Here is a 13,770-nt window from a genome sequence, read left to right as displayed (position 1 = left end):
TCGGGCAGCCACGCGCCCCCGGCCAGATTTAAGGACATGCAATGAAAAAACCCGTTATCGACGTCAAGATCCTGGATCCGCGTCTGAAGCAAAATCTGCCCAACTACGCCACGCCAGGCTCCGCCGGCCTGGACTTGCGCGCGGCCATTGAGCAGGACATCACCATCGCCCCCGGCGAAACCCAACTGATCCCCACCGGCATGGCCATCCATATCGCCAACCCCAATCTCGCCGCCATGCTGCTGCCGCGCTCCGGCCTCGGCCACAAGCATGGCATCGTGCTGGGCAATCTGGTGGGGCTGATCGATTCCGACTACCAGGGCCAATTGTTCGTGTCGGTGTGGAACCGCGGCCACGAACCGTTCCGCCTGACACCGCTGGAGCGCATCGCGCAAATGATCATCGTTCCCATCGTTCAGGTCGGCTTCAATATCGTCGACGATTTCGAAAGCTCCGAACGCGGCGACGGCGGCTTCGGCAGCACCGGCCGCAACTGAGGCCGCGCGCCGCGCGATTGCCTATACTGGCTCCATGGCGGCGCGAACCCGCGCGCTCCGCGCCCGCAGCCTTGTCCGCCGCACAGCGCCGTCACCAACCGCTCGCAAAGGATGCGCCGGCATGAAGCAGAGTCCCAACGAGGATGACAGCAAGCGGATACTCGACAATCTGGTCGAGCTGACCTCCCAGCGCGAACAGGACATGCTGGAAAGCAGCCTGCTGTCCACCCTGGTCGAGGTGATGCGCGTGGACAAGGTCGAGCTGTTCGCCTGCCGCTGGGTCAACGGCGTACCCTACATCCGCCGGCGCCTGAGCGCCGCAGCCCTAGACGGCAAAGCCCAGATTGCCGAAACCGCCCACGACAGCTGGCTGCCGCCGCCCATCTTTCTCTACGACCTGCTGAACGCGCTGGACAAGGACGACGGCATCTTCCGCATCCCGCACGGCCTGTGCCTGCCGCTGCGCTGCATGGGCAGCATCATTTCCCTGCTGATTATCCACGCCGGCTCCGAGCAAAAGGTCAACAAGGCCATGCTCAAGGCCATGGCCAGGATTCACGAGAACTTCCTGCGCCTGCTGTTCGAAGCGGACCGGGACATGCTCACCGCCTTGAACAACCGCCGTAAATTCGATCTGCGCCTGTTCAATCTGATGGCGACGCAGCTGCAGACACCCGAGGAGCAGACGCACTGCACTCTGGCCTTGCTTGACGTGGATCACTTCAAGCAGGTCAACGATCAATACGGCCACATGGTTGGCGACGAGGTGCTGTTGCTGCTGGCGCAGTTGATGCAGCAATCCTTCCGCGAAGACGACAGCCTGTTCCGCTACGGCGGCGAGGAGTTCGCCATCATCTTCCAGGGGCTGGCGCCCGAACAGGCCGCGGTGGCGCTGGAGCGCTTCCGTGTCCGCGTCGAGCAATACCCATTCCCGCAAGTGGGCAGCCTCACCGTCAGCCTGGGCTATACCCGCATCCTGCCGCAACTGCTGCCGGGGCAATTGGTGGAACAAGCTGATCGGGCGCTGTATTACGCCAAGTCCCATGGCCGCAATCAGGTACACGGCTACGAGGAGTTGATTGCGGGCGGCCTACTCGACAATACCCAGCGCTTCGGCGAAATCGATCTGTTCTAGCATTTCACGGACGCAAAAAAGCCGGCTCTGACGAGCCGGCTTTTGCTTGCTGAACGCTAAGCGCTTACGACAGCAGGTGGTTGCTCAATTCGCGCATGCCGGCCGACAGCATCGCCAGATCCAGCGCGCTGAACGACTGCAGTTCGGCGAACATCTGCGCGCAGACCTCCACCTCGTGGTGGCGCTTCTCCATCCACTGCTGGGCAAAGGCTTCCGCTCCGGCCGCGTCCTGCAAGGCCTGCCCCGCCAGATTGCGGTGCACGCGATACAGGTCGTCGCGCAGCGCGGAACGCGCCAGCGACTGCCAGCGGTTGTCGCGCGGCAAGCTGGTGATCGCGTCGCGCAGCCAATCCAGCTGCATCGCATGGCCCAACTGGTAGTAGTTCTTGGCCAGTAGTTCCAGCGGCAGCTTGCTGCCTTCGCTGATTTCGATGATGTCGGTCAGCGGCACCGCGAACTCCAGGCGCGCCAACACCTGCGCCAGCGCCTGCGGCATGCCCGGCTGCGTCAGCTTCTCTTCCAGCGCGGCGACCGCCGGGTAGCTGCCGGAGGCGATCAGCTGCGGCAGCTTCGCCAACAGCGCCTGCACCTTGGCCGCGTATTGCTCGATCACCGCGTTCACCGAGGTGAACGGACGCTTGCTGCGCAATACCCAACGCGTCACGCGCTCCACCAGCGTGCGCACCAGCACCATCATTTCCACTTGATGATCGGCCGGCACCTTGTTGTCCAACGCTTCGATCTCGCTCCACAGACGCTCGGCATCGAACACGCGGCTGGCGATCCACCAAGCGCGGGCGATATCGCCGGCGGAGAACGGAGACTCTTCCTGCATGCGGAACACAAAGGTGGTGCCCATGCGGTTGATGATCTGGTTGGCCAACTGGTTGGCAATGATCTCGCGCTTCAGCTGATGCTGCTGCATCTGCGCGCCGAAGCGCTGCTGCAGCGGTTTCGGGAAGTAATTGGTCAGGATGGGCAGGAAGTCCGCGTCATCCGGCACATCGGTGGCCAGAATCGCCTGATCCAGCGAAATCTTGCTATAGGACAGCAGTACCGCGATTTCCGGCACGGTCAGACCCTGGCGCGCCAGACGGCGCTCATTGATCTGGGTTTCGGACGGCAGGTACTCGATTTCGCGGTTCAGTTCGCCGGTCTTCTCCATGTGCGCGATCATGCGCGCATGGGTGGTCAGCATCGCGGGCGCTTCCTGACGCTTGATCGCCAGAATCTGGGTTTGCTGGATGTTGTTGCGCAACACCAGCTGCGCCACCTCGTCGGTCATCTCCGCCAGCAACTGGTTGCGCTGCTTCAAGGTCATGTCGCCGGCCTGCATCACGCCGCCCAGCAGAATCTTGATGTTGACCTCATGGTCGGAGCAATCCACGCCGGCGGAGTTGTCGATGGCGTCGGTGGCGATGCGGCCGCCGTTCAACGCAAACTCAACGCGTCCCAGCTGGGTGCATGTCAGGTTGCCGCCCTCGGCCACCACCCGGGCTTGCAAATCGCGACCATCGACACGCACCGGGTCGTTGGCACGATCACGCGCGTCGGCGTGGCTCTGGGTCGACGCCTTGATATAGGTGCCGATGCCGCCGTTGTACAGCAGGTCGATCTTGGCCTTGAGGATCACATGGATCAGCTCGTTCGGCGCCATGCTGTCCTTGTCGGTTTCCAGCCAGGCCTTCACTTCCGGCGACAGCGGGATGGACTTGGCGGAGCGCTCGAAAATACCGCCGCCCTTGGAGATCAGATCGCGGTTGTAATCAGTCCAGCTAGAACGCGGCAGCTTGAACAGGCGCGCGCGCTCGGCATAACTCTTGGCCGCGTCCGGCGTCGGATCCAGGAAGATGTGCAGATGGTTGAACGCCGCTTTCAGGCAGATGTGCTCGGACAGCAGCATGCCGTTGCCGAACACGTCGCCGGCCATGTCGCCAATGCCAATCACCGTAAAGTCCTGCTCCTGGGTATTGATGCCCAGGTGACGGAAATGACGCTTCACCGATTCCCAAGCGCCGCGGGCGGTAATGCCCATGCCCTTGTGGTCGTAACCTGCCGAGCCACCGGAGGCGAAAGCGTCGCCCAGCCAGAAGCCGTAATCGGCGGAAATACCGTTGGCGATGTCGGAGAAAGTAGCCGTGCCCTTGTCGGCGGCCACCACCAGGTACGGATCATCCGTATCCAGGCGGCGCACATCGACCGGCGGCACGATCTGACCGTTGACCAGATTGTCGGTCACATCCAGCAAGGCGGAGATGAAGATCTTGTAGCAAGCCACGCCTTCGGCCAGGAAGGCCTCGCGCTCGCTCGGCGCCGGCAACTGCTTGCCGACAAAACCGCCCTTGGAACCCATGGGCACGATCACCGAGTTCTTCACCATCTGCGCCTTCACCAGGCCCAGCACTTCGGTGCGGAAGTCTTCCATGCGATCGGACCAGCGCAGGCCGCCGCGCGCCACCTTGGAGCCGCGCAGATGCACGCCCTCCACGCGCGGGCTATAGACCCAGATCTCAAACATCGGGCGCGGCTGCGGCAGGAAGGGAATCAGGTTGGATTCCAGCTTGAACGAGATATAGGACTTGAACTCGCCGTCGGCACCCTTCTGCCAGAAGTTGGTGCGGCGAGTGGCCAGGATCACCGACAGGAAGCCGTTCAGGATGCGGTCTTCATCCAGGTTGGCCACGCCGTCCAGTTGCTCGCGCAACTTGGCCAGCAGGGCATCGGCGCGAGCGTCGTCGGCATGGGCCGGATCCAGGCGCACGGCAAACAGTTCGACCAGCAGGCGAGTGATGGCCGGGTAGTTAGCCACGCACTGCTCGATGTAAGCCTGGCTGAAGGTCAGACCGCCCTGGCGCAGATACTTGGCCAAGGCGCGCACCAGCGAAATTTCACGCCAATCCAGTCCGGCCACCAGCGCCAGACGGTTGAAACCGTCGTTCTCGCAACGCTTGGCGAATACCTGGGTCAGCAGCTCCTGGAAGTCCTGCTGCACTTCCTCACGAGCAATCTGCTCGTCGGCGGAACCAACATCCAGGCCGAAATCGCTGATCCACACTTGGCGGCCATCCGCGCGCTGCACGCAGTACGGATGTTCGTCGCGGACCTTGACGCCCATATTCTCAAGGATGGGCAGACTGGCGGACAGGCCCAACGCCTCGCCCTCGCGGAACAGCTTCAGATTGAAAACCGCCGCGCCGCGGTGGAACGGGCGATACAGCTTCATCGCCAGCGGCGAATCGGCATTCACCGATTCCACATGCTGGATGTCCAGCACCGCGTTGCGCACCGCGAACTCTTCGCGATAAGCCACCGGGAACGCGCCCTTGTAGCGGTTGAACAGCGCATTGCCCTGCTCCTCGCCATGGGTTTCCACCAGCAGCTGGTGCAACTCCTCCACCCAGCCGCGCACCAGGCGGGCGATTTCCGCTTCGATGTCGGACTCATGGAACTCCGGCAGCTTGGCGGCATTGGTGCGGATGATGTAATGCACGCGCGCCAGCGAGCTGTCGCTGATCTGCACGCTGAACTCGGCGCTGGTGCCGTTGAAGGCGTTCATCAGCACTTTTTCGATCTTCAGGCGCACCTCGGTATTGAAACTGTCGCGCGGCACATAGACCAGGCAGCTGACATAGCGGTGATAGCGGTCCTTGCGCACGAACAGGCGCACGCGCGGACGTTCCTGCAGGCTGACGATGCCTTCGGCGATCGGCCCCAGCACCTCGGACGGAATTTCAAACAACTCATCGCGCGGATAGCTTTCCAGCACGAAGCCCAGCGTCTTGGATTTATAGCTGTCGTCCACGTAGTCGCAGTTGTTGACCACGGTCGCAACTTTCTGGCGCAGGATGGGCACGTCCTTCGGCGAATCCTGGTAGGCGCTGGCGGTATACAGGCCCAGGAAGCGACGCTCGCCTATCACCTCGCCCTTGTCGTTGAAACGCTTGATGCCGACGAAATCGATATAGGCCGGACGATGGATGATGGAGCGAGTCTGCGATTTGTTCAGAATGATCAATTGCGGCAGATGCGCGAGCTCGCGCAATTCCTGCGGCAGCTGTTCGAAGCTGGCGGAGTACTCTTTATCGCCCTGGTCTTGCAGGATGCCCAGGCCGGACTGCTTGACGATGCGCAGGCTGTCCTTGCCGTCGCGGCGCACCAGATCGTAATCGCAATAGCCCATGAACAGGAAATTGCGCTTGGACATCCAGGCCAGGAAGTCCACCGCCTCTTTGGCTTCCGCCGCGCGCTTGCCCTTGACCACGGACAGATCCTTGCTGATCTCGGCCAGCACTTCGCGCATCTTGGGTTCGTCGCTTACCACTAGGCGGATATCGGCGATCACGCGGTTCAAATCCGTTTCCAGCTGCTTCAAGGCCACCGGATCGGTCACGCGGTCGATCTGCACATGGATGAAGGACTCCAGGGGCAGACTGCGGTCTTCAGTGCGCTTCACCGCCTGGATCACGCCGCTCTTGTCGCGGCCGACCGACAGCACCGGATGCACCAGCAGGTGCAGGTTCAGATTGTGTCGCGACAGCAGCATGGTGATGGAGTCGATCAGGAACGGCATATCGTCGTTGACCACTTCAATCACGGTATGGGTGCTTTGCCAGCCATCACGCTCGAAATCGGGGTTGTAGATGCGCGCCTTGTGTTGGCCGGCGCTGCGCTTGGCGCCGAACGCATAATGCGCCGACGCCGCACCGAACAAGTCCAGCGACGAAAACTGCCGGAGGTCGGCATGCTCGGCTTCCTCGAAGTAAATCGGGAAGAAGGGTTCGAGCTGGTGTTTCTCCTTTTCGGAAAGCTTGGTCTCTGCTACGGCCTGAATATCGGCGATCAGGCTCGCGAGTTCGGTCTTATTGGTAAGCGACATGTTGCTTCTCTTGTTGTGTGCACGGAGTGTGTCGAGGCATTGTAGATACCCCCATCATGCTGGGATTTCCTTAATGCGACGTGGACGTACAGTTTCGTGGAAAAGCTGTGCGCGGCCGACCGATGCCAAAACGATAAATGGCGGCAAACACCACTTTTTTGCTTACAGCAATGCGACGGCAGCTTACAAGTTCCTTTCCTGGCGCCACATTGTACACAAGTCAGAAAACAAAATATAAATCATTGATTTACAAGCAATTTCACACCACCCCTCAATATCAGGTAGAATGCAACCACCTGCTCACACCGATTGCCAGACAATGGCCCCATCTTGCGCACGGCGGATAACCGTTGCAAGCTGCGGCCAACTACTGGCAAAAGTAGAAAAAACTACAATGGTTCCGGCTTGGGCGAGACATCGTGAGCAGCCTCGTTTCAAGCGCCGGGTTTACAAGCTTGGGTTTGCGTCCGATTCATATCCAGACCAACCGCCCGATAGAGAAGTAGAAATTCACTCCATGAAAAAAGTCCTGATCGCCTCCGCAGCGGCAGCTCTGCTGTCCGGTTTTTCCGTCCAAGCAGAGACTCTGCGTTTTGGGGTTGACCTCAACTACCCGCCGTTCTCCAAACAAGGCGCCGATGGCAAACCGCAAGGTTTCGACATCGATATGGCCAATGCCCTTTGCGCCGCCATGAAAGTCAGCTGTCAAATCGTTCCGCAAGACTGGGACGGCTTGATCCCCGCCCTCAACGCCAACAAGTTCGACGCCATCCTGTCCTCGATGCAGATCACCGAGGAGCGCAAGAAAGCCGTCGATTTCAGCCGCAAGTACTACAACATCGCCAGCCGCATCGTCGCCAAGTCCGGCACCGCGGTCGACCAGAACAGCTTCAAGGGCAAGAAGATAGGCGTGCTGCGCGCGTCCACCCAGGAAAAGTTCGCCAAGGACTACTGGGGCAAGTCCGGCGCCACCATCGTGCCGTACGCCAAATCTCCAGAATCCTTCCTGGACCTGAAGTCCGGCCGCGTTGACGCCGTGTTCGTCGATGGCGCTGTAGGCGACCAGGAATTCCTGAAAACCGCGAACGGCAAGGGCTACGCCTTTGTCGGTCCGAACTACGCCGACGTCAAATACTTCGGCCTGGGCGCGGGTATCGCCGTCAAGAAAGGCAATAAGGCATTGGCCGAGCGCCTGAACAAGGCCATAGACCAAGTGCGCAAGGACGGCAGCTACAAGAAGGTGCAGGACAAGTACTTTAGCTTCGACGTCTACGGCGGTTAATCCCCCAACAGCGATCGCAACCGTCCCGGCTGACCGCCATTCGGCGCCGGGCGGCTTACTGCCGCCCGCTCCGCGCGCAAGCCGGGATTTTTTTGCTCTGCAGCCCCAAGGCCGGCAGGGCAAGGACCAGCCTTGCGCGCAAGGTTGACGAACGAGGCAGTATCACTATGTTTTTGCAAGGTTACCTTCCCAGCATCCTGCAAGGAGCGGTGCTCACATTGCAGCTGGCCGGCTCAGCACTGGCCGTGTCCATCGTGCTGGGCCTGATTGGCGCATTGTTCAAATCCGCTCACTCCAAGCCGCTGGTCTGGCTGGCGGAACTCTACTCCACCGTGGTCCGCGGCGTGCCGGACCTGGTCTGGATGTTTCTGCTGTTCTTCGGCGTCCAGATGATGATCAACGATTTTTGCGGCTATATGGGCTGGACTAGCCCCAATATCGATCCCTTCATCGCCGGCGTGCTGACCCTGGGCTTCATCTTCGGCGCGTATATGACGGAAACCTTCCGCGGCGCGATGATGGCAGTGCCCAAAGGGCAGATGGAAGCCGGCATGGCCTACGGCATGACGCCGCTGCGCGTGTTCTTCCGCATTACCGTTCCTCAAATGATCCGCTTCGCGCTGCCCAGCTTTTCCAATAACTGGCTGGTGCTGGTCAAATCCACCGCCCTGGTGTCCGTGATCGGCCTGAACGACGTGATGTACCGCGCCGACGCGGCCAAATCGACAACGCAGGAGCCCTTCACCGTCTATATGATCGTCGGCCTGCTATTCCTGCTGATCACTGGGGTATCCAATCTGGTACTTGGACAATTGGAAAAACGCTACTCGCTGGGCGTCAAGGAGAGCGAACTGTGATCGACTTCCAACTGGTTCTGGAAAAGCTGCCCGCCTTCTTCGGCGGCGGCGACGGCCACGCCGTCATGAGCACCCGCGACGGCCTGCTGCTGACGCTGGAACTGCTGTTCATCTCCCTGCTGCTAGGCATGGCGATGGCGGTACCCATGGCGCTGATGCGGGTGTCCAAGAACCGCCTGGCCTCTGGCTTCGTCCGCGTCTATAGCTACATCTTCCGCGGCACGCCGCTCTTGGTGCAGCTTTTCATCATCTACTACGGCCTGGCCCAGTTCAACTGGGTTCGCGACAGTTGGGCCTGGAACTACCTGCAAGACGCGTACTTCTGCGCCATCCTCGCCTTTACCCTGAACACCGCGGCCTATACCACCGAAATCATCGCCGGTCAGATCCGCAACACCCATTGGGGCGAGATCGAAGCAGCCCAGTCCATGGGCATGAGCAAATGGCTGATGATGCGCCGCATCGTGCTGCCCTCCGCGCTGCGCCGCGCGCTGCCGGCCTATAGCAATGAAGTCATCATGATGCTGCAAAGCACCGCAATCGCGGGCCTGGTGACGCTGGCCGACATCACCGGCGTGGCGCGCCGCATCTATGCCGACAGCTATATGGCTTTCGAGCCCTTCCTCACCGCAGCCGCCATTTACCTGGCGCTCACCTTCCTGCTGGTCTGGCTGATGAAGCAGGCGGAAAAACGCTGGCTGGCCTATCTGGCCCCACGCAAGCATTAATGCGGATAGCAATACAGGAATACCATCATGCACACCCCCACCGATAAAAACCTGAAGCTGCAAGTCAGCGATCTGCATAAGAGCTACGGCGCGCACGAAGTGCTGAAAGGCGTGTCGCTAACCGCGCACGCCGGCGACGTGATCAGCATCATCGGCTCCTCCGGCTCAGGCAAAAGCACCTTCCTGCGCTGTATCAACATGCTGGAACAACCCAATAGCGGCCGCATCCTGGCCGCTGGCGAAGAACTCAAGCTGATCACCGACCGCAAGAACGGCGCGCTCAAGGCCGCCGACGCCCAGCAGTTGGCGCGCATCCGCACCAAACTGGCCATGGTATTCCAGCATTTCAATCTGTGGGCACACATGACAGTGCTGGAAAACATCATCGAGGCTCCGATTCACGTGCTGGGACTGAGCCGCGACGAAGCTTGCGCCCGCGCCCGCAAATACCTGGACAAGGTTGGCCTGCGCGGCGTGGAGGACAAATATCCGGCCCATATGTCCGGAGGTCAGCAACAGCGCGTCGCCATCGCCCGCGCGCTGGCCATGGAGCCAGAAGTCATGCTGTTCGACGAGCCCACCTCGGCGCTGGACCCGGAACTGGTCGGCGAAGTGCTGCGCGTGATGAAGGACCTTGCCGGCGAAGGCCGCACCATGGTGGTGGTCACCCATGAAATGGGCTTTGCGCGCGAAGTATCCAACCACGTCATCTTCCTGCACCAGGGGCGGATCGAGGAACAAGGCCATCCCAAGGAAGTGCTGGTCCGTCCGCAGAGCGAGCGATTGGTACAATTCCTCTCCGGCAGCCTGAAATAAATCGTACAATAGGAAAATGTCGCACACCATGCCGGGCCGCCCGGCATGGTGTGTTTTTATAATATCCATTCTTCTTCCGCGAAAACCCATGGGTCAGCATCCGTCCCACCCCGTCAAGCCAATGCGCTACGGCTTCCTGCTCTTGCCCCATGCCTCGATGGCTGACTACGCCATGGCTTCCGAGGTCCTGCTGCACGCCAACTGGCTAGCGGAAAAGAAACTCTACGAAACCCTGCTGCTTTCCCTTGACGGACAAGCGGTGCCGCTCTCCAACGGCACCCGGCTCGCCGTGGACCTGCCATTGGATGGCGCGCCCAAGCTGGACTGCCTGCTGGTGCTCGCCGATGACATCAATCCCGACTTCAGTCTGGACACGCTGAGCAAAGGGCTGGCCTCCTGCAACCCGGACAAAATAAGCTTGGGAGGCATAGGCTGCGGCAGCTACTGGCTGGCCCGCACCGGCTACTTCAACGGTCTGCGCGCCACGATACACTGGCGCGAGATCAGTCGCTTCACCGAAGAATTCCCCGACATCATTACCTCGTCCAATCTATTCGAAATCGACGGCAAACGTCTTAGTTGCGCTGGCGGCGCGGCCACTTTCGACTTCATGCTGACCCAAGTGGGCAGCCAGCATGGACACGAGTTCGTCGCTCAGCTGTCGGAACTGTTCAGCATGGAACGCATCCGCCCCGGCAACGAGCGTCAGCGCATTCCGCTCGCCACCCGCATCGGCGGCAGCCAGCCCAAGTTGACGGAAGCGGTCAGCCTGATGGAAGCCAATATCGAGGAGCCGCTGAGCACCGACGATATCGCCTACTACGTCGGCGTCTCCCGACGCCAACTGGAACGACTGTTCAAGCAATATCTGAGCACGGTGCCGTCGAAGTACTATCTGGAACTGCGCCTGAATCGAGCGCGCCAGCTATTGCAGCAAACCAGCAAATCCATCGTCCAGATCGGCCTTGCCTGCGGCTTCTCCAGCGGCCCGCACTTCTCCAGCACCTACCGCAACCATTTCGGCATCACACCGCGCGAAGAACGCTCGCATCGCACCCAAACCGCCGTCCCGGAAGTCAGACCCTAAGAGCCCGCTTACGATCTGCTGCCTGTCAGAACGCGCCCGCACCGCAACCGTCCGGCGAAGGCATCACCGGACGCGCCGGCTCCCCTTGGCGTGATAGCGGCAGCTCTATGCGGAAGCAGGCGCCGCTGGCTGGAATGTTCTCCGCCGAGATCAAACCACCATACTGCTCCACTATCGTCTGGCAAATGGACAAACCCAACCCCATGCCATTCGGCTTGGTGGAAAAGAATGGATGGAACAGCACCTCCAGCGAACTCGGCGTAATGCCGCGCCCTGTATCGCGGACCTCCAGAATCGCCTTTTTGCCCTCGCGCCGGGTATGCACGATCACATGGCGCTTCATCACCGGCTCATCACGCAAGGCATCCATCGCATTCGATAACAAATTCAACACCACCTGCTCGAGCTGGATGCTATCCGCGAACACCGCCACCGGATATCCCGACAACAGCTGCACCACCTCGATGCCACGCTCCTTCAAATCGTACTCAGCCAAGAACATGCAATTGCCAACCACCTGATTCAAATCGATCAGCCGCGTCTCGATCGCGCGCTTGCTGACCAGGGCTCGCAAGCGCTTGATGATCTCCCCTGCCCGCTCCGCCTGCGCTACCGCCAACCGTAAAGCCGCATTCACTTGCGCGGGAGCATCCTCCACCCCCTCCAGCAATTGGATGCTGGCCTGGCAATAATTGGCAATCGCCGTCAATGGCTGATTCAACTCATGCGCGATACCGGAAGCCATCTCGCCCATGGTATGTAGCCTGGCGACATGCGACAGCTTTTCCAGATGCTCCTTGACCTTGCTTTCACTAGCCTCCAGCGCCGCCACCGTCCGCAAGCGCAGCGGCCCCAGGTCGCGCAATGCGCATACCACCCCTATCAGGCTGCCATCGCGGGAAAACAACGGCGAAACCCCGCCCTCCACCGAGCGGATCTGCCCGCGAGCCGACGTCAGCTGCATCCGTTCCGCCAGCACTACCGGCTGCGCGGTGCGAAAGCATTCGCGAATCGGATCCTCGGCAAACTCGGCAGCCAACTCCGCCTGCAAATGGAACACCTCGTGGCAGACCCGCCCCACCACCTCGCCGGCATCCATTCCCATCAACTCCAGCGCCATCGGATTGGCCAACTCAATCGCGTGATCCTGCCGCAAAATGATCACCCCATCATGAATCGCGCTCAAGGTGACCGAGGCTCGCTCGCTCTGCAGAAAAATCGCTTCGTCCGATTGCAGGCGCTCCTGCCGCAAAGCCATGCGCTGCAGATGAAGCAGGCCGGCGAACACAAAGAACGCCAGCAATAACGACTGCTGCCACAGCAAAGGCAGGATAGCCAGATCCGTTACCCTCAGATCCCGGGCCACCCCCAGCACGAAAGGCTGTGCTTCGCTCGCTAGCGGCAGCCTGGCTTCCAGGCGCCGCAATACCGGCCACCAATCACGCTCGGACGATGTATGCAGACGCTGGAACAGCGGTGGACCACCCGAGGCCTCCCCTCCTTGATACAAGGCCAGGTCCAGCCCAGGCAACAGACGCTCCAAGGCCGGAGCCTGCAATAAACGATCACAGAACACGACCAGCCCCACCACCCCAATCAAACGACCCTGCGTCCTGGCTTCCTGCTCGAACAACGGCTGCAATAACAAATATGCGCGGCCACCGCCCTCATGCAATTCGAAGGCACCACTGGATACCCGCCGCCCCGACTCCAGCGCACGGAGCAAGGCAGGCCTGAAATAATCATCCCCCAGGATGTCGTAGCCGAACATCGGGCCGGCCTCGGGACGGTCCGGCTCCAACATAGAAATCACCAGTGACTGCGGGCGCACCGCCGCAGGCCGCCACTCTCGGCGTCCAGCCACATCAAAGTCGCGGATATAGAAGGTTTCGCCAAACTTGCCGCTCATCTGATGTAGAAAAGCCTGCCGTTCCGACATGGACACACTCTGGAAAAACACAAAGGAATGGAGTTGCGGGTAATGCGGCAGCAACTCACGGGCAAAGGTGCCCAAGGCGGCTGCCTCAAACGGCCGGCTAGCCACCATCAGCGCATCCACGGACGCCAGCACCGATTCGTTCTGATCCAACTTGCGCGCCACTAGCGCATGCGCGCGTTGCGCCACCGACTCGAACTCATCCCTCAAGCGCTGCAACTCGCCGATACCCCACAGCACCGCCACCAGCAAAGCGCTGAGCACCCATGCCAGTACGAACAAGTGCACCCCGTCCCGCCTGAACTTTCTCAAAATCTCCGCCTTGATTCCCAGTCTTGATGCTGGAATTCTATTCATTACCAATAGTTTTTGCTGAGCAATTAGACGCAATTCCGGCCATAAATACAGGGAATGGCATGCAATAACTTGAAAATCAAAGGGAAAGTCGATAAAAGCTTGAACCGATGTGACCGATACGCGCCGACGTATCACCCGACACCCCGAACGCAACAAAGCCTCCCCGAGGGGAGGCTTCCGTGTCAGCGTTTCCACCGCG

The 13,770-nt window shown here is 60.4% G+C and carries 9 protein-coding genes; 7 read left to right on the top strand and 2 right to left on the bottom strand.

Features of this window, described 5'->3' with window-relative positions:
- The first annotated feature begins 41 nt into the window (after positions 1-41).
- Positions 42-497, top strand: a complete 456-nt coding sequence (dut, locus tag VI26_RS00045; protein ID WP_019101154.1) for a dUTP diphosphatase — start codon at positions 42-44, stop codon at positions 495-497.
- 121 nt (positions 498-618) lie between these two features.
- Entirely contained in the window at positions 619-1,632 is a 1,014-nt protein-coding gene (locus VI26_RS00040) for a GGDEF domain-containing protein (protein WP_048407705.1), read from the top strand.
- Positions 1,633-1,696: 64 nt separating this feature from the next.
- On the opposite strand, the gene VI26_RS00035 is transcribed toward VI26_RS00040, so the two are convergent.
- Complete coding sequence (locus tag VI26_RS00035) at positions 1,697-6,508, bottom strand: NAD-glutamate dehydrogenase (RefSeq protein WP_048407704.1); 4,812 nt, start codon at positions 6,506-6,508, stop codon at positions 1,697-1,699.
- A 517-nt stretch (positions 6,509-7,025) separates the two neighbouring features.
- Between VI26_RS00035 and VI26_RS00030 the strand changes: the two genes are divergently transcribed.
- The 5 genes from VI26_RS00030 (at position 7,026) to VI26_RS00010 (ending at position 11,278) form a co-directional block, all read left to right on the top strand.
- Positions 7,026-7,790 (top strand): ABC transporter substrate-binding protein, encoded by a 765-nt coding sequence (locus tag VI26_RS00030; RefSeq protein ID WP_048407703.1) that lies wholly within the window; start codon positions 7,026-7,028, stop codon positions 7,788-7,790.
- Positions 7,791-7,957: 167 nt separating this feature from the next.
- Positions 7,958-8,647 carry an ABC transporter permease gene (locus VI26_RS00025; RefSeq protein ID WP_048407702.1) on the top strand — a complete coding sequence of 230 codons (690 nt, stop codon included), beginning with the start codon at positions 7,958-7,960 and terminating at the stop codon, positions 8,645-8,647.
- Positions 8,644-9,375, top strand: coding sequence for an ABC transporter permease (locus VI26_RS00020; protein ID WP_082150787.1), 732 nt, complete (start codon positions 8,644-8,646; stop codon positions 9,373-9,375). Before VI26_RS00025 ends, VI26_RS00020 begins: the two co-directional genes overlap by 4 nt.
- A gap of 27 nt (positions 9,376-9,402) precedes the next feature.
- Entirely contained in the window at positions 9,403-10,191 is a 789-nt protein-coding gene (locus VI26_RS00015) for an ABC transporter ATP-binding protein (protein ID WP_048407701.1), read from the top strand.
- 88 nt (positions 10,192-10,279) lie between these two features.
- Positions 10,280-11,278 (top strand): GlxA family transcriptional regulator, encoded by a 999-nt coding sequence (locus tag VI26_RS00010; protein ID WP_048407700.1) that lies wholly within the window; start codon positions 10,280-10,282, stop codon positions 11,276-11,278.
- 25 nt (positions 11,279-11,303) lie between these two features.
- Here the strand turns inward: VI26_RS00010 and VI26_RS00005 are convergent.
- Positions 11,304-13,770, bottom strand: a 2,467-nt coding sequence (locus tag VI26_RS00005; RefSeq protein WP_231580930.1) for an ATP-binding protein, incomplete at its 5' end; no start/stop codon positions are given.

The organism is Chromobacterium sp. LK1, from assembly GCF_001043555.1.
Lineage (GTDB): Bacteria > Pseudomonadota > Gammaproteobacteria > Burkholderiales > Chromobacteriaceae > Chromobacterium > Chromobacterium aquaticum.
The sequence above is the reverse complement of the archived record's forward strand: the minus strand, read 5'-3'. Positions and strand labels throughout refer to the sequence as shown.